Genomic DNA, 18,124 nt, shown 5'->3' with positions numbered 1-18,124 from the left:
TGTAGGGGCAAGGCATTGACTTGTCCTATGCCCCAAACCCTAAGGGTCTTCAAGACCCTTAGGGTTTAAGTCCAAATTTTACTTCGTATCAAATTTGAAAAAACAAGGCTTTTCTCTTTGCAACCACGCCTTTGTTTGATTAGACAGTGCTTTTTATATTTTTTAACCTCCTAAAAAATGACTGAAAAAAGCCGCTTTCGTTCTTGGTTTGGCTTCAAAGCCCTTAGCCGCTTCTTTTTGGTGGGCTTGCTGCTATCGGTATGCCTCTTTTTTGTGCTTGATGCGATTTTTCCTTTTTATGTTTCGCCTTCTTATGCCAAAATTATTTATGATAGGGAGGGCAAGATTCTGCACGCTTTTTTGAGCCAAGACGAAAAATGGCGTTTTCATACAAAACTTTCTCAAATAAGTCCGCAACTAAAAAAAGCCATAATAGAAAAAGAAGACCAATATTTTTACTATCATATCGGCTTCAACCCTTTGGCAATCGGCAGAGCCATGCTGCGCAATGTGCAGACGCATAAGCGCACTTCGGGAGCTTCTACAATTACTATGCAGGTGGCGCGTTTGGCAGAGCCTAAAAAGCGGACGTATCTAAACAAATTGGTAGAACTTTTTAGAGCCTTGCAATTAGAAAAAAATTATAGCAAGGACGAAATTTTAGAACGCTACCTCAATCTTGTACCTTATGGTAGCAACATCGAGGGCGTGCGTGCTGCCTCCCTCATTTATTTTGGCACAGAGCCAAACCAACTTAGCTTGGCACAGACTACCCTGCTGACGATAGTACCCAATCGCCCGAATAGTTTGGCGTTGGGTCAGAAAAATCAGAGCCTTTTGGTGCAGGAGCGCAACCGTTGGATAGAGATTTTTACCCAAAAGGAAATTTTCCCTACCACCGACCTTGCCGACGCTTTGAAAGAGCCGCTGCAAATCCTGCCGCGCCAATTACCTCGCGCTGCCCCTCATTTTTCCATTCGCCTACAAAGGGCTTTTTCCGACCAAGACGAAATTTATAGCACCCTAAACGCCAACTTTCAGATGCGCATAGAGCGCAATTTGAGCAGTTATATCCAAAAAAATAAAAGTTTGGGGATTCACCATGCTGCCGTTTTGGTCATCGACAACCGCACGCGCGAAGTAGTCGCTTATGTAGGTTCGGCAGATTTTCAAGACAAAAAAAATGCAGGTGAGGTAGATGGTGTGCAGGCGGTACGCTCACCCGGTAGCACGCTCAAACCGCTTATCTACGGGCTGGCATTTGATAAGGGCTTGCTCACGCCTAAGTCTAAAATTCTGGACGTGCCGATGGATTTCGACGGCTATGCACCCGAAAATTTTGATAGGAATTTTCAAGGCGAAGTAAGTGTAGAAACGGCGTTGGCATATTCGCTCAATCTGCCTGCGGTAGAAACCCTGAATCAGCTTGGCGTGCATACCCTTTCGAATAGTTTGATAGAAAGCGGCTTTACCCAAATTGCGAAAGACAAACTCAAATTAGGGCTTTCCTTAGCTTTGGGCGGCTGCGGGGTTACGCTCGAAGAGCTAACAGGGCTTTTTGCAGCCTTTGCCAATGGTGGTACTTGGGAAAAGCCGCATTATACCCTTGCCCAAACCCAATACAAGGGGCAGCAAAATAATTTGCTTTCGCCCCAAGCCGCCTACATGGTGAGCGAAATTCTGACCCAAGTGCAGCGTCCTGACCTGCCTTCGGACTATCAAAATAGCAAGAACGTACCCAAAATTGCGTGGAAGACAGGCACTTCTTATGGGCGCAGAGATGCGTGGTGTATCGGTTTTAATGCCCACTACACTATCGGCGTTTGGGTAGGCAATTTTTCGGGTGAGGGTGTGGCAGCACTCACAGGGGCAGGCATGGCTACGCCCTTGCTGTTCAAAATATTTACGACCATCGATTACGCACCCCAAAAAGAGGAGTTAGAAACTCCCGAAGGACTCAAAAAGCGTTTGGTTTGCAGCGAAACGGGAAAAGTGCCAAGCCATTTTTGTACTTATTTGATAGAAGATTATTACATTCCTACCATTTCGCAAAGTGATAGGTGCAATCATTTGAAAGCCGTTTTTGTGTCGGAAAACGAAGAGAAGAGTTTTTGTAACCAGTGCCTACCCGAAAAAGGCTATAAAACGGCTTATTATCCCAACTTAGGGGCAGAATTGGCACACTTCAAAGAAAGTCGTCAGATATTTTTTGTCAAGCCTCCCGCTCATAATCCTGATTGCCCTTATTTGGGAAATCGGGCAGGCAGTGCGCCGCGCATTTTGCTTCCTTCGCCCGAAAAGACGTATCTACTGCTCGATTCGCTTTCCGAAATTCCTTTGGTAGCGCGTACAGATGCCGATGTCAAGACGATAGACTGGTATTTGAATGATGCCTTTTATGGGCGCACTTCGCCTCAAAAGCAACTCTTTTTCAAGAATTTGAAGGGGCGCATCAAAGTTTCGTGCAGCGACGACAAGGGGCGAAGTAGTCATATTTTTATCACAGTGGAATAAAATGTGAGTCGGATTGTATAGTTGCTTAGAACTTTTTTATCTTTGTCCTTCGATTTGAATGGTGCTGCCTGCCTTTTTTGGCAATTCTACACTTACCTGCCTTTCCCCTTCCTGCCTTCTTTTTTCGGATTTTATTCCCATTTTGCCCATGCTTAGTCCTGAAAGAGCCGCCCAACTTGCTCAACTTTGGCAACAGGTTCGCTACTACCTTACACGCAATCATTACTCTACGATTCTGATACATCTTGCCCTTATGGGGAGTCTGTTTTTTTTGTTTCTCTACACTTTTTTCAATGGCTATTTGCCCAATCTTACCAACCATGGCGAAACGGTGCGCGTGCCTGATTTGCGTGGCATGCACATTTCTGAATTAGAGAAGTTTTTGGAAACACGCGACCTGCGCTTCGAAATTGCCGACACTACCTACGAGCCGCCTAATAAGCGAGGCGAACCGCGCCCTTTTACCATCTTAAAACAAAACCCTGCTAAGGGGACTTTGGTCAAGAAAAGCCGCAAAATCTACCTGACCGTTAATGCTGAAAACGCGCCTGACGTGCTACTGCCCAGTCGCCTTTTGGGAGCGAGTTTGGAAACGGCACGCATTATTTTGCAAGGCAATAAACTTTTGATAGGCGAAATTCGCTACAAAGCCGATATGATAAAAAATACCGTCTTGGCGATAGAATTTCAGGGCGAAGAAATCACGAAAGAAAAGTTGGATAAGGGCTACCGTTTGCCACAAGGCTCAAAATTGGTACTCTATGTTTCACATGGCATGGGCGACAACGAACTCTCTATGCCTAACGTAGTAGGAAAGGATAGCGAAGTGGCGATTGCCCAACTCGTGGGCATGGGCTTGAAGGTAGAGGAGCGGTACATCAAGTCGGACGACCCGCAAAAGGCAGGGCAGGTGCTTAATCAGAGTATCCCTTCGGGTAGGGCGATTGTCGTCGATGAAGTCGTAGAGATTACGATTGCAGAGCGTTACAACCCCGAAGCCGAAACAGAATAATTCTGACAAAAATTAAAAAGTAATCCCGAAAAATAATCCTAAAAAATAGCACTGTAAAACAACTCTTTATCCTACCTTTTCCGCGCCTTTGGTGCAGGCTTGTCTTTTCGCTAAAAATTCCGACCTTTGCGCCCACTATATTCTCTCCTTTTCGTTTTGCCCCATTCCAGAATTTGCCCATGAAGATTTTACGCAACCTTGCCGAATTGCGCCAATACAGGAAGACACTTGCGCCCGACACAAAACTTGGTTTTGTCCCTACTATGGGGGCTTTGCATGCAGGACACCTTTCGCTAATTGAAAAAGCACGTCTTGAAAATCAGGTAGTAATGGCGAGCATCTTTGTCAATCCGCTCCAATTCGATAAAGCCGAAGACTTAGCCAAGTACCCACAAATGTTGGAGGCTGATATTGCCCTTTTGGAAAAAGAAGGCTGCCAGGCACTTTTTGCACCCGACAAAGCCGAAATCTATCCCAATATCGTGCATACCCAAGTGCATTTTCCTGCCTTAGAAAACGCTATGGAAGGCAAATTTCGCAAGGGGCATTTTAGCGGTGTAGCCCTGATTGTGAGCAAACTCTTCCATTGGGTCATGCCTACCAAAGCCTATTTCGGACAAAAAGACCTACAACAATTTGTTATCATTTCCCGACTGGTAGAAGATTTGAGCTTTCCCGTTGCCCTCGAATGTTGCCCTACGGTGCGCGAAGAAGACGGCTTGGCAATGTCCTCACGCAATTTGCGCTTAGATGAGGAAAGCCGCATGCTTGCGCCCAAAATTTACGAAGCCTTAGTCTTGGGTGCAAAGATGCTCAAAACAGAGAAAAAAGTACAAAAAGCCATAGAAGTAGTACAAGAGTATTTACAGAAGTACAAACGTTTTCAGGTAGAATATGTAGAATTGGTGTCTTTACAAGACCTTGCACCTGTGCAAAAATGGGACGAGAGTCATAGTCAGAAAGCCGCTATCTGTGTGGCTGTGCATTTGGGCGGAATCCGATTGATAGATAATTTAATTGTCTGACGGTCTGTTTTGTGTCTGTTCTTCTGTTCTCAAATGTCGTTTTCTTTATCCTGCCTTTGTTTTTTATTTTGTCAAAAAAAAGCCTTTTTACTATGTGGATTGAAGTTTTCAAATCAAAGATACACAGAGCCAGAGTTACACAAGCCGAACTCAATTACGTCGGCAGCATTACCATAGACGAGGACTTGATGGAAGCGGCGAATCTGATTGCCAACGAAAAAGTACAAATCGTAAATAATAACAATGGTGAGCGTTTGGAAACCTACGTCATCAGGGGCGAGCGCGGCAGTGGTGTCATCTGCCTCAATGGGGCGGCGGCGCGAAAAGTGCAGGTAGGCGATGTCATTATCATTATTTCCTATGCCCAGATGGAATTTGAAGCTGCCAAGACCTTCGAGCCATGCATTGTCTTTGTAGATGAACACAACCGTATTGTCTAAATGGCGGTCTGTTTGATTTTTGTATCCTACCCAAAAAAGCCTTATGCCCTCTTTGCCCACAGAAATTGCACTTGTGGAACTGCACTATCTCCCTTGTTATGATTACGGCTGCCTTTTTGAGCGGCACGACGAGGTATGGATAGATATTCACGAGCATTTTGTAAAGCAAACGTACCGCAATCGCGCCCAAATTCAGGGTGCAAATGGGGTTTTGTCCCTGATTGTGCCTGTACAAAAGGGCAGTCAGCGCAAGCCTATCACCGAGGTAGAAATTGCCTATCAGCAGCAGTGGCAGAAATTGCATTGGCGCAGTTTGCAGTCGGCGTATGGCAAAACGCCTTATTTTCTCTATTTGCGCGACCATTTCGAGCCTTTTTATCAAAGCCAACACTACAAAACGCTCTTTGAGTGGAATGAAGCCCTTTTAAAGACCCTTCAAAAACTGTTCAAATGGAAAGCCAAGATACGCCTAACCGACCAATATTACAGTCCCCAAGCGGCTCTACAACTTTCCACACCTACACAAAAGGTAAGCGATTGGCGCAATAAGATTGTGCCGAATCAGCCTCCTATTTTTTTACAAGAGCCTTATTTTCAGGCTTTTAGTGCCGAATTTGTGCCAAATTTAAGCCTGATAGATACCGTTTTCAATCGCTTTTCGTAGTGTGTTTATGGTACAAAATGGGTCTTACCCTCTCAAAATATCCACAGGGTCTATTTGTGCGGCTTTGCGCGAAGGGAAATAACCTGCCAAAAGCGTCGTGAGCAAGCCAAAAACAATTCCGATAAGGTAATAATTGGGGTCGAAATTGACGGGGAAAGTATCTACGGCTAAAAAGCCGCCGCTATCAAAAGGAATGGTAGAAACCCAGAGCGAGAGCAAAAATCCTATGAGCAAGCCGCCCACAGCCCCTAAAAATCCGATTACAAAGGCTTGAATCATAAAAATCTTCATCACATCAAGACCCGAAAAACCTGTGGCTTTCAAGATTGCAATTTCGCGCATCTTTTCGTAGATGGTCATGTTTAGAATGTTGTAGATGCCAAAGCCTGCCACTACCAAAAGGGTGATAGAAACGGCATAGGTGATGATATTTCGCAGCGTGAAGCTCACCAAAATAGAGGCGTTGGCGGTTTCCCAGTCTTCAACTTTGTAGGCAAACTGCTTTTGGAAACTTTCGGCAAGCTGCCTTGCTTGATAGTAGTCTTTGAGTTTGATGTGAATATCGGTGATGTAGCGGCTATCTTCTTTGAGTAGCTTTTGCACCGTATTGAGGTTGGCATAGCTTCGCATGTCGTCTATTGCGCCGATACCATATTTAAAAATTCCGACTACTTGCAGCGTTTTGAGCGTGCCATCGGGTGTGGAAATCGTAACTTTATCTCCTGCCTGCAAGTTGAGCTTATTTGCCAAACCTGCCCCCATCAGGATAGCGTCATGGGCGGTGAGAAGCCGCTCGATGCTGCCTTGTTGCATCTTGCTTTTGAGGTCGAAAAGGGCATCTTCTTTGAAAATATCTACACCCACTACCGAGCCTACCAACTGAATTGTACCAAAATTATAGAATACCTGCGTCGCTACTTGCGGCGAAACGCCCAAAACCTGACTTTGGGTCGCGATAAAATCAGCCATCGCCAAGCCGTTTTTCAAGTTCTTGCGCTCTTTTTTGGGTTTGATATGATGTACTACGTGCAGGGCTTCGGGTTGCGCCTGATGGACAAGGGTTGTTTTTTGCACCTGAATATCGTTGTAGATGCGGATATGCGGTGTGGCGGCGAGCATGGTTTCTTCTAAAAGCACATTTACCCCTGTCATAAAACTGACCATCACGATAAACATACCGATACCAAAGGTTACGCCCAAAGTGGCAATGAGCGTCTGTTTGTAGCGCGAAAGCATCTGCGTTTGCGCAATTTCTATCAAGACCTGCATCTCTATTGGGGTTTTAAAAGGGTTTGTTTTTCTTCAATGCCGCTCAAAATTTCTACCCACTCGAAGTTTTCGATGCCCTTTTCTATGCGTTTGGCTTGCGTACTTTGGCTTTCCTTATCCCAAACAAGCAGGCTATCTTTGCCTAAAAGGTAGGTTTTGGGAACTACCAGCGCGTCTTTTTTCTCTTGTATCAAAATATTAGCTTCGGCGGTAAGCCCTGAAAAGCGATTGGGGACTTCGCCCTCAAATTCGGCATCTACGCGAAAGGATTGATTTTGTTTATTGAGGCGGTAATAAATTTTAGAAACTTTCGCTTTGAAAAGTGTATCTTTATAGACATCTAATTTTACCAATATGGGCTGCCCTATTTTTACCCTTTCGATGTCCAGCTCATCTACTTCCAAACGCAGATAGACCCTTTTGGGGTCGGCTAAAAGTGCCAATACTTCACCACGCCTCACACTTTCGCCTTCTTCTTTGTAGGTTTCTAATACTACCCCTTCTATAAAACTTCTGACGGCATAGTCTTCGAGTTGTTTTTGGCTTAGTTGCATCTGATTTTGGGAGTTTTCCAAATTAAACTTCAAATCGTTTTCTAATTTGGCTAAACGGCTCTTTTGTAGGGCGTAATTGTTTTGCGAATTTTGGTACAAAGTGCGGCTGCGGTCGTATTCTACCTGACTGGTCGCTTTTTGCGCCCAAAGATTTTGGAAACGCAACCAATTGATAGAGTCGTTTTCGAGTTGGATTTTGGCATTAGCAAGGGCAAGACGCATTTCCGCTAAAAGTGGCGACTCTTTGCCGTAGTTTTCCTTTGCCAAAAGGTAGGCTTGGCGTGCCGTATTGAGGCGCAAACTGGGGTCGGTCTTATCGATAAGAAAGAGTACCTCGTCGGCTCTGACGGGCGCACCTTCGCTGGCTCTTTTTTGCAAGAGTGTGCCATCTGCATTAGCAAAGACCTTGTACTCGGTCTGGGGGAGCAGGGTAGCGGAGGCATAGACCGATTCCACTAAGGTTTTGCGTTCTACCTGATACAAAGGCAGTTGGCTTTTCTTTTGGCGAAAGTAGAAAAAAAGGGCAGTCGCCAACAAAGGCAGGGCAAGCAGCCACCATTTGCCTTTTTGCCATAAATTTTTCATAAGTTTTAAAAAGATTGGAAAGAGAAAGCAAAAACGACCATACGAAAACACAATAATCGCACTTTCAAAACGCCAAAACAATGACGACGCTTAGTTTTTAGACGATTTTTTTTGCGCTGCGGTCTTCTTCTCAAAAAATGAATTAGACGATACCCAATCAAGACACATAATAGCAGCTAAATAGCTCGAAATATTCCTCTTGGGCGATTTTATTAAAATTCTGACCAAAAAAGATACCCTGCGGACGCTTGCCCCATTCTACCTCGCTGATATACATTTTGAGCAAATCCGCAATTTCAGGCATGCGGGCTTTGTTGCCATAAAGCAAAAGGGTAGGATTTTCTATTTCATATTCCTGCGCTACTGCCAAAATGAAATAGAGTAGTTCGTTGGGTGTATTGTAGCTATACTCGTTGATAAAAAGCAATTCTTGTTCTTCCATCAGGGCTATCGCCATTTTTTTGGGATAGATAAGCACGTGCATCTGTTCTCTTGTGGGGTCTTGTAGGAAAATGCCTTCTAAAAAGGCGGAAAGCCCATGCACGTAGGAAATGCTCGTATGCGGATAGGCAAGTTCTATCCAATCGGAAATCTCTTTGGGAATGGTGAAAAGGCAAGTCGTTTGGCTATTGTTATGCTCGGTGTATTGCACGTAGGAAGTTTTCAGATTCGGCGTGCCATTCAGACGCAAATAAGCAATCGCTTGCTCGGCTTCAAAGTACGATTCGGGTACGAAGGTAAAGGGCGAATCGTGTATCATGCAGGTGATTTTTTGCCAATAGCCTACTTTCCAAAAAGCATGCTGGCTCAAAATCTGACTCATCGGCTCTACCACTTCCGCCAAACTGTATAGCCGACTTTGGGCTTCATACCGCTCGAAGGCAACGCAGCGGTCGGTGCGCGTATCGAAGGCAGCTACACAAAACTCTTCGGGCGTGATAAGCAGGCACATCTTGTAGCGTCCGATTTGACTCAAATCTATCGTTTCGTCGCGCAAAGAAAGGTCGTTGGTAAAAATAGAGGGCGTGGGCATGACAAGTGGTAATAAAGGGCAGGCAGTACAAAAAGTGGAAGCGAAAATATCTATCCTGACAAAAATAGAACTTTTACCTAAAAAAAGCAAAAACACTATCTTTTTATCTGCCCTGTGTGCTAAGATTTTGCCAAAACGGGGGCGAAGCCGTTTTTTTGCGCTCCAAATTTGGATATTCAGCCTAAAAATGAGATTTTTGTGTTTGATTCGTTAGGCGGCTACTTTACAATTTTTTGAAAAGGCAATTTCAAAAGAAATGCACCCCCGCCCTACCCTCCCCCCAAAGGGGAGGGTTCGAAAACCAAATCATTTTTTTCGCATTTATGCGAAAAAAATGATACGAAATTGAAGCCCCTCCCTTTGGGGGAGGGGTTTGGGGTGGGGTAAAAGACATTGCCCCTATATCTTTCAGGCTCGATAATTCAAGCAAGCATCTCAAACTTATGGAACTCGCAACAACCTACAGCCCACAAGAGGCAGAAAGCAAATGGTATCCATTTTGGCTCGAAAACAACTTTTTCCATGCCAAAGTAGAAGAGGGCAAAGAACCCTATACTATCGTCATTCCACCGCCTAACGTTACGGGGGTCTTGCACATGGGACATATGCTCAATAACACCATTCAAGACGTACTTATCAGAAAGGCACGAATGGAGGGCAAATCCGCTTGCTGGGTGCCGGGTACAGACCATGCCTCTATTGCTACTGAAGCCAAAGTAGTGCGCATGTTGCGTGAAAAAGGAATCAAGAAAGCCGACCTCACACGTGAGCAGTTTCTTGAATATGCTTGGGAGTGGAAAGAAAAATATGGCGGCATCATTTTAGAGCAGCTCAAAAAATTGGGCGCAAGTTGTGATTGGGAGCGCACCCATTTTACGATGGACGAAGGCTACTACAAAGCCGTTGTACGCACTTTTGTAGATTTATACAAAAAAGGCTACATCTATCGCGGTTTGCGTATGATAAACTGGGACTGCGAAGCCCAAACTGCCCTTTCCAACGAAGAAGTTTTGTATAATGAGGACGGCGAAAGGTCTGTTTTGTATCATACCCAATATAAAATTGAAGAAACAGGCGAATTTGTTACTATCGCAACCCAAAGACCCGAAACCATTTGGGGCGATACCGCCATTGCCGTCAATCCCAACGACGAACGCTACCAACATCTGATAGGCAAACACGCCACTGTGCCGCTCACAAGCCGCCAAATTCCGATTATTGCAGACGACTATGTAGAAAAAGAGTTTGGCACAGGCTGCCTCAAAGTTACGCCTGCACACGATATCAACGACTACGAAATTGGCTTGCGCCATAATTTGCCCATCTTAGATACCATCAATTTAGATGGTACAATGAACGACAAAGGGCAGATGCCTGCCGATTTAATTGGAAAAGAGCGATTTGTGGCGCGTAAAATTGCCATCAAACTTCTCAAAGAAGCAGCAGGGCATATCGTAAAAGAGGAGGAATTTACGACTAAAATCGGGCGTTCTGAAAGAACGGGAACGGTAGTAGAGCCGAAACTTTCCTTGCAGTGGTTTATCAAAATGAAAGAAATTTCGCGCCGCGCCCTGCAAGCGGTAGAAGAGGACGAGGTAATTTTGCACCCCACCAAATTCAAAAACACCTACCGCCATTGGATGGAAAACGTGCGCGACTGGTGTATTTCGCGCCAACTTTGGTGGGGTCAGCGTATTCCAGCTTACTATTTTGGGAGCGGCGAAGATGATTTTGTAGTAGCCGAAACGCCCCAAGAGGCGATTGAACTGGCTAAAAAGCACAATCCAAATCTAACCCTTGCCGACTTGCGCCAAGATGAGGACGTTTTAGATACTTGGGCTTCTTCGTGGCTCTGGCCTTTGGCAGTTTTTAATGGCTTCGATGATGCTTACTTCAATAAAGAAACGGGCAAAATCGAGATAGAAAAAAATGCGGAGCTAAATTATTTCTATCCTACCGAAGTCTTGGTTACTGCCCCTGAAATTCTCTTTTTTTGGGTGGCGCGTATGATTATCGCTGGTTATGAATACGTCGATAAAAAGCCTTTCAAAGACGTATATCTCACAGGCATTGTCCGCGATAAGCAGGGCAGGAAGATGTCTAAATCGTTGGGCAATTCGCCTGACCCGCTCGATTTGATTGCGCAGTATGGGGCAGATAGTGTGCGCGTGGGCATGCTTTTTTCTTCGCCCGCAGGAAATGATTTGCCTTTTGACGAAAAACTCTGTGAGCAGGGTAGGAATTTTTGCAATAAAATCTGGAACGCCTACCGCCTGACGCAGCGTTGGGAAAAGGTAGAAAAGGAAATTGATGCTAAAAATGAATTAGCATTGCTTTGGTTTGAAGCCAAAATCAACCAAGCCCTTCAAGATTTAGAGCAACTTTATAGTCAGTTTAGGATTTCGGAAGCCCTACTCACCATCTACAAACTCATTTGGGACGATTTCTGTGCGCAATATCTGGAAATGATTAAGCCGCCCTTTGGCGAGCCTATCGATAAGGCGACCTATGAAAAGACCATTTCGCATTTCGAGGTGCTTTTGAAAATGCTGCACCCTTTTATGCCTTTCCTAACCGAAGAACTTTGGCAGGCGATGAAATTGCGCACCGTCGAGCAGGCTTTAATTGTTGCACCTTATCCGAAAGCGGCTGATTTTGAGGCAAATGAAAAACTTTTGGCGCGTGCCGAGCAGATATTTGAAGTTATTTCTCATATCCGAAACATTCGCAACCAGAAACAAATTTCGCCCAAACAGACCTTAGACCTGCACATCAAGAGTGAGCGCATGTCTGCCTTTGTAGATTTTATCGGTATGATTCAGAAATTGGCAAATGTAGATAAAGTAGTTTTTGCACAAAAGAAACCCGAAAAATCTGTTTCCTTTGTTGTGAAAGCAGACGAATTTTTTGTACCCTTAGAAGGGCAGCTCGATATGGAAGCCGAAAAGCAGGCACTTCTCAAAGAGTTGGAACGCGCCAAAGGTTTTCTCGATTCTGTCTTGCAAAAACTTTCCAACGAAAAGTTTGTTAGCAATGCCAAACCCCAAGTTATTGAAAATGAGCGTAAAAAGCAAGCCGATGCGGAAGCTAAAATTCGTGCGCTCGAAGAGCAGTTGGCAGCCCTTTAAAAAATAAGCCTCCCTGCCTTGTTTTTGGCTATCGCCGCGTGCAAGGCAGTTTCAATTTTTGTGCATTTTATCTTTATTTCTCATTCAAAAATCAAAACGATGAAAAAAGTAGTGGTCATCGGTGCAGGTACTATGGGCAATGGTATTGCACACGTTTTCGCGCTTTACAATTATCAGGTCGCGTGGGTAGATGTTTCCGCTTCTGCCTTAGAGCGTGGCTTGGCAACGATAGACAAAAACTTAGACCGTCAGCTCAAAAAAGGCGACATCGACGAGGCGAAAAAAGCACAGACGCTTGCTAACATCAGCACCTTTACCGACATCACAGCGGCGGTGGCAGGAGCGGCATTGGTGGTAGAGGCAGCTACTGAAAACATCGAGATTAAGCTCAAAATCTTTGAGAACTTAGATAAAATTTGCCCTGCCGAAACGATTTTAGCGAGTAATACATCTTCTATTTCCATTACGCGCATTGCAGGCGTAACGAAGCGTCCTGAAAAAGTTATCGGCATGCACTTTATGAACCCTGTGCCTGTCATGAAGTTGGTCGAGGTTATTAGAGGCTATGCAACTTCCGACGAAATTTGCGCCCAAATCATGGACATCTCTAAGGATTTGGAAAAAATCCCTGTCGAGGTCAATGATTACCCTGGTTTTGTTTCCAACCGCGTCTTGATGCCGATGATAAATGAGGCAATTCATGCCCTTTATGAAGGCGTAGCAGGGGTTTCCGAAATTGATACGGTTATGAAATTGGGCATGTCGCACCCCATGGGACCGCTACAATTAGCCGATTTTATTGGTTTAGATGTTTGCCGCTCTATCTTGGAAGTGCTTTTCGAGGGCTTCGGCAATCCCAAATACGCGCCTTGTCCGCTTTTGGTCAATATGGTCAATGCAGGGCATTTGGGCATGAAAACGGGAAAAGGCTTTTATGATTGGAGCAATGGCACAAAAAATATTGCTGTTGCGCCGCGCTTTGCCAAAAAACAGTTGCCTACCGAAACGTTCTAAGACGTTCTAAGGGCGGTCTGTGGGCTGAAATATGCTTACTTCTGATAGGTGCAATTTTTTTGTAAGAAGCAGGAAAAGAAACCCTTTTCTACCTGTTTGAACCTATCTTCAAAACCCTCAAAACCCTAAGTATTTTGCATCTCTTGCAATGCTTGGGGTTTTTTAGCGTATTTCATAAAGCGGCTCTTGCTTGTTTTTTTCTATGTATCCTTACTTATTGCACTATGCTTTTTCATTCAAAACGAAATTTTATTTGGCTTTTTTTTCAAATAATGACCTGCTGGGCTTGCTTTCTGCCCTTGCAAGCGCAGAATCCTTGTTTTGATGTGAGTACGGTAAAGGGTTGCGCCCCCCTGACCGTAACCGTAGGCGACTGTTCGGGTGTGAGTCCGAATTTGGTTTTTTATCGCTTTGGCAATGCGCGTCCGCAAAATAGCCCTACTTTTACCTTCGAAAAAGCAGGCGTATATGCCATCACGCAGCTCATCAACACAGGGGCGAGTGGAGGCGATTCGCTTCGCATCGAAAATTTGGTTACGGTTTATGAATCCAAACCCTTCACGCCTGAAGTCTATATTTGCAGCGGCAGGCGCGTAGAAGTACGCATTTCCGATACTTATTATGATTTTTTTAAGATTATTTGGGATAACGAAGGCGAAACAATCGTAGAAAGCAACCAAATCGCCAGCCATGTTTTTGATAGTGATGAGCCTAAAAACTTGCGCATTAAAGGCGTTTTCGAAGATGCCTTAGAAAATTGCTTTGAATATCAGGAAGTTATCGTACCCATTAGCACGCGCTTGGCGGCTAATTTTAGCCTTTTAGAAACCCAAGAAGATGGCAGTCTTGTCTTTACTTTCGAACTGCCTGAAAATCAGCCCTATCAAATCCGAAAAAAAAGGGGCAATCAGGCTACCCAAGATTTAGAAAGGGTGCGTTTTCCGCGTCAGAATTTCACCTATCAGCCCAATGATAGCAGTAGTGTGTATTTTTTGGCTGCCGCAGGCACAGAATTTTGTAATGAGGAGGCTCTGCAAACGCCTGCCCTTTACGGGCTTTTTTTGGAAGTAGAAGCCTTAGCGGGCTTCAACCGTTTGGCGTGGAATCCTGCCTTGCTCCCTGCCACCGATTTTGTAGGGTATCAGATTTATAGAAACGACCAGCTTCTGACCGAAATTCGCAACCTGCGCACGACTACTTTTGAAGATTTTGAGGTAGTTTGTAGGCAAAATTATTGCTACCGTGTGGCGGCAATTTGGTACGATAGTGCAGCGCAAACGGTTTCGAATCGCCGCTGTGTGGTTGCTTCTTCTGATGCCAAGCCGCCCGAAGTGGATAGCTTTTTTGTGAGCATAGATAGTAGCAATCGCGTTTTTTTGCGTTGGCAATATCCTCAAAATCAGCAAGTTGAACAAATGTACCTCCTTAGCCAAACGCCCGACGATATTTACACACGCGAGCAACGTTTCAAAATCGATTCGGCGCGTCTTGATTTTTTTGACCCTTTTGCTGCCCCCAGCCTGCTCCAATACTGTTACCGCGCTTTTTACCTCAATGCCTGTGGGCAGTATTCGGATACGACGGCGGCTCTCTGCCCTATTTTTTTGCAGGTAGAAAGGCGTGAGCAAGATGCCATTTTGCAGCGCACCGACTACCAAAATGGGTTTGCGCCTGCTCGTCGCTATACCTTGCAGCTCTTTGATTTGGATACCGTTCTGATAGAAACACGCTCCTTTTCTGAAAACGAAACTGAAATTGATTTGAGCCAAACCGAACAACAGGCATGGCGGTTTCGCACTTGGGCAATCGTGGGGCAGGATACCACTTTTTCAAATTTCGCAATCTTATATCTGCCTTCTTTTTTGGAAATTCCGACGGCTTTCTCACCCAACGGAGATAGCATAAACGACGATTTTGGCGTAGTTTCGCGCTTTCTGGTGAGCTACCACCTACAAATTTTTAATAAATGGAATCAACTCATTTTCGAAACCAACGACCTCGAAAACCGTTGGGACGGCACCTTCGAGGGCAGACCCGCCCCTGCCGACGATTATACGGTGCTTATTAAAGCCACCGACCAAGTAGGCAAATCATACCAAAAAGCAACACTTTTGCGCCTATTGCGATAGGGTTTTACCCTTATTTTTATCTCTTTTTTACTTTTTTTCTAAGATTTTTTTGCTTTTCCTTTGCTTTTTTTTGTGGAATTGTGTAGTTTTAGAACCGAAGATAAGCACTATGACGTAATTTCCAAAATCCCTATCCTACCCAATACTTTATTTTTTACAGACAAATTTAAACGCTATGGTAGGAGAAACACTACAATTCGCACATCTTATTTTAGAGATGGTGTCCTTTATCGCGACGATTATCGGCATGACGGCACTATTCTTTGGCTATCGCACGCACCGCATTTCCTATAAGCAGCTCAATTTTCAGATTGTGGATAGATGCACTTCGCGCTTTCATCAGGTTATGCACCAACTGCACAAAGAACCCGACAACCCCGACGCTGTGGCGGCTTACTTAGGGCTTTGCAATGAGGAAGTTTTTTATTTTAAATACCGCTATCTGCCCGAAGATATTATCCTCGAATGGATAGAGGGCATGACCAGCACAGTGCCACATTGGGTAGGGCAGCAAAATGTCAATCATAGCCCCAACTGTGTGCGCTTTATCTTTGGCGAACAGAATTTGATTGATAATTATAGCCGCCTGCGCCTTGCCTTTACTTTTTCTTCTTATGAAGAGTATCAAATTTTGAAGCAAGACAAAAAAGCCTTTATCGCACGTGTGATTAAAAATATCCGCAAAAAATCTAAATCTTTGGAATGGGAATGGCAGCCTTCCGAGCCTGCACCTATTGTGGCAGACTAAAACAGCAAGACTTTTTCATAAACAAGATAACGTAGAAAAATAACCATCAGACACAAAAAAGCGAATGAAATTCTGTTTCATTCGCTTTTTTGTATGATTTTGAGGTTCAGAAGGGATAACAATTACATGGCAGCAGCGGTCTGTTTTTCGCCCTCTTTTTCAAGTGGCGTGAGATAAACTTGCGAAAAGTCGCGATACTGCATGGGGTTGTTGGGGAAATTCTTGACATGCGGTTTCAAAAGGCGATACCCTTCATCATACCAAAGCACCAAAACGGGAGCTTCTTCCATTGCTACGCTTTCGGCTTTCATCAAAAGTTGGTAGGCTTGCTGCTCATTGTCGGCGTTCATGGCTTGTTGGTATAATTGGTCGTATGCCGAACTTTGATAACGCGCAATGTTAGGGTATGAAACCTGCCCTACTTCGGTAGGCACGCCCTCGCTATAAAACATGCGCAAAAAGGCTTCGGGACTTGGAAAATCGGCAATCCAGGAAAGGCGCAACATCTGAAAATCGCCTTTCTGTGCTTTTTCGCTCAACTGTGCATGCGGAATGGGTGCAATTTCTATGTCGATGTTGAGCGTATTTTTGAGTTGGGTCTTGATTTCGCTCACCACTTGCGTATTTCGGTCGCCTTCGGGGTTGAAATAAAGCGTAGTGGCGGGAAAGCCCTTTCCGTTGGGGTAGCCTGCCTTTTGTAGGTACAAAAGTGCCGTATCGGGGTTAAATTCAAAACCGCGCACTTTTTCGGAAAGATAGCCCTTGTCTTTGAAGGAAGGCGGCGTGATGCCAAATCTGCCTGCATCATAAGCCTCACCACCTAAGACCAAATCCTTGATGCGCTCGCGATTGATGGCGTATGAAAAGGCTTTTCTAATATCAGGATTTTTAAAGAGATTATCTTGGTTCATAAAGACAATCAGTTGGGTCTGCATTTCAGGCTCGCGCTCTAAGGCAAAGGGTAGGCTACCATCTGCACGTTGCTGCTCGGAAAGAATATCTACGATATAGTCGGTAGGAAGGCGATAGACCATATCGAGGTTGTCCTTTTTAAATTCGAAAAGTTCGGTTTTTTTGTCTTTGATAAACTTGATTTTAATGGCATCTAAATAAGGTAATTGGTTGCCATAGCTATCTTTTTGGTGATAAGTGGGGTTGCGCTTCAAAATAATGGACACATTTTCGTCTATTTCAGATAAGACAAAAGCACCAGTGCCGACGGCTTTGTTGTATAAGTCTTTGCCGTATTTATCGAAAGCCTCTTTTGGGAAAATAAAACCTTCGGGACGGGCTAAGTAGCTAAGAAAGAGCGCGTTTGGGCGCACAAGTTGGAACTGTATCGTATAATCGTCTATGACTTTGATACCCGAAACGCCTTCTTTAAGCGGCGTGCCGTCTTGTGTGGCTTCGTAATGCTCACGTGCGCCTGCGATGATGTCGTCTATGACGCTAAAATTGCGATTCATCTCATGGCGTGTCGCCAGACGGGTAAAACAGTAAGCTACATCTTGCGCCTTTAATTCTCTGCCCTTTCCGCCTTCAAAACAAGGGTCGTCATGGAAAAGCACGCCCTTTTTGATTTTGATGGTATAAAGCGTATGGGTAGAATCTACCTGTGTGTCTTCTGCCAAGCAGGGTACGGTTTTGAGCGTGGCGGGGTCAAATTTATACAAACCCTCATAAATTTGAGAGGCAATTCTATAAGAATAGACATCTTGCACGCTATGGGGGAAGAGCGTCTTGATGTATTCGGTTTCGTTGGTTGTGAATACGCCTCCGTAGTAGCGGTCGCCTTTGGTAGGAGCTAAACCGCCTTTTTCCTCGTCAGGTGCGTTTTTCTGACAAGCTACCAGCAGCCAAGCTCCGCACAGCAGACTGAATAAGTAGCGCAAAGATTGTAAAAATTTATACTTCATCGGTTGTCATCAATTTTAGTAGCGATACAAGCTCTTGTCGTTATTTTTCAGAAAAAAACAGTGCGCAAGAGCAAATCAAATCAGCAAAAGGGG

The 18,124-nt window shown here is 44.7% G+C and carries 13 protein-coding genes; 9 read left to right on the top strand and 4 right to left on the bottom strand.

Going from position 1 to position 18,124, the window contains the following annotated elements:
- Positions 1-177 precede the first annotated feature (177 nt).
- The 5 genes from pbpC to G500_RS0102970 all read left to right on the top strand — a co-directional run bounded on the left by pbpC (position 178) and on the right by G500_RS0102970 (position 5,655).
- Positions 178-2,514, top strand: a complete 2,337-nt coding sequence (gene pbpC, locus G500_RS0102990) for a penicillin-binding protein 1C (RefSeq protein WP_027001515.1) — start codon at positions 178-180, stop codon at positions 2,512-2,514.
- Positions 2,515-2,662: 148 nt separating this feature from the next.
- The gene (locus G500_RS0102985; RefSeq protein WP_161626066.1) at positions 2,663-3,526 is read left to right on the top strand and encodes a PASTA domain-containing protein; all 864 of its coding nucleotides are present in this window, start codon (positions 2,663-2,665) and stop codon (positions 3,524-3,526) included.
- A gap of 179 nt (positions 3,527-3,705) precedes the next feature.
- Positions 3,706-4,551: a pantoate--beta-alanine ligase gene (gene panC / locus G500_RS0102980; protein WP_027001513.1), complete on the top strand. Its 846-nt coding sequence runs from the start codon at positions 3,706-3,708 to the stop codon at positions 4,549-4,551.
- 92 nt (positions 4,552-4,643) lie between these two features.
- Positions 4,644-4,991, top strand: a complete 348-nt coding sequence (gene panD / locus G500_RS0102975) for an aspartate 1-decarboxylase (protein WP_027001512.1) — start codon at positions 4,644-4,646, stop codon at positions 4,989-4,991.
- Positions 4,992-5,034: 43 nt separating this feature from the next.
- Complete coding sequence (locus tag G500_RS0102970) at positions 5,035-5,655, top strand: WbqC family protein (RefSeq protein ID WP_027001511.1); 621 nt, start codon at positions 5,035-5,037, stop codon at positions 5,653-5,655.
- 24 nt (positions 5,656-5,679) lie between these two features.
- Here the strand turns inward: G500_RS0102970 and G500_RS0102965 are convergent, their stop codons facing one another.
- The 3 genes from G500_RS0102965 to G500_RS0102955 all read right to left on the bottom strand — a co-directional run bounded on the left by G500_RS0102965 (position 5,680) and on the right by G500_RS0102955 (position 9,096).
- Positions 5,680-6,924 carry an ABC transporter permease gene (locus tag G500_RS0102965; protein ID WP_342664593.1) on the bottom strand — a complete coding sequence of 415 codons (1,245 nt, stop codon included), beginning with the start codon at positions 6,922-6,924 and terminating at the stop codon, positions 5,680-5,682.
- 2 nt (positions 6,925-6,926) lie between these two features.
- On the bottom strand, positions 6,927-8,063 hold the full coding sequence (locus G500_RS0102960; RefSeq protein WP_154656991.1) for an efflux RND transporter periplasmic adaptor subunit: 1,137 nt from the start codon (positions 8,061-8,063) through the stop codon (positions 6,927-6,929).
- Between the two features lie 157 nt (positions 8,064-8,220).
- Positions 8,221-9,096 carry a DUF3822 family protein gene (locus G500_RS0102955; protein ID WP_161626065.1) on the bottom strand — a complete coding sequence of 292 codons (876 nt, stop codon included), beginning with the start codon at positions 9,094-9,096 and terminating at the stop codon, positions 8,221-8,223.
- 443 nt (positions 9,097-9,539) lie between these two features.
- Between G500_RS0102955 and G500_RS0102945 the strand changes: the two genes are divergently transcribed.
- From G500_RS0102945 to G500_RS0102930, 4 genes are all read left to right on the top strand, one after another.
- On the top strand, positions 9,540-12,224 hold the full coding sequence (locus G500_RS0102945; protein WP_027001507.1) for a valine--tRNA ligase: 2,685 nt from the start codon (positions 9,540-9,542) through the stop codon (positions 12,222-12,224).
- Between the two features lie 99 nt (positions 12,225-12,323).
- Positions 12,324-13,238, top strand: coding sequence for a 3-hydroxybutyryl-CoA dehydrogenase (locus G500_RS0102940; protein WP_027001506.1), 915 nt, complete (start codon positions 12,324-12,326; stop codon positions 13,236-13,238).
- A 224-nt stretch (positions 13,239-13,462) separates the two neighbouring features.
- Positions 13,463-15,367, top strand: a complete 1,905-nt coding sequence (locus G500_RS24760) for a T9SS type B sorting domain-containing protein (protein ID WP_154656989.1) — start codon at positions 13,463-13,465, stop codon at positions 15,365-15,367.
- A gap of 175 nt (positions 15,368-15,542) precedes the next feature.
- Positions 15,543-16,115: a hypothetical protein gene (locus G500_RS0102930; RefSeq protein ID WP_027001504.1), complete on the top strand. Its 573-nt coding sequence runs from the start codon at positions 15,543-15,545 to the stop codon at positions 16,113-16,115.
- Between the two features lie 122 nt (positions 16,116-16,237).
- On the opposite strand, the gene G500_RS0102925 is transcribed toward G500_RS0102930, so the two are convergent.
- Entirely contained in the window at positions 16,238-18,031 is a 1,794-nt protein-coding gene (locus G500_RS0102925; protein WP_027001503.1) for a peptide ABC transporter substrate-binding protein, read from the bottom strand.
- Positions 18,032-18,124 lie beyond the last annotated feature (93 nt).

The organism is Hugenholtzia roseola DSM 9546 (genome assembly GCF_000422585.1).
GTDB lineage: Bacteria > Bacteroidota > Bacteroidia > Cytophagales > Bernardetiaceae > Hugenholtzia > Hugenholtzia roseola.
Note: the sequence above shows the minus strand (reverse complement) of the source record. Positions and strands in the feature narration are given on the sequence as shown.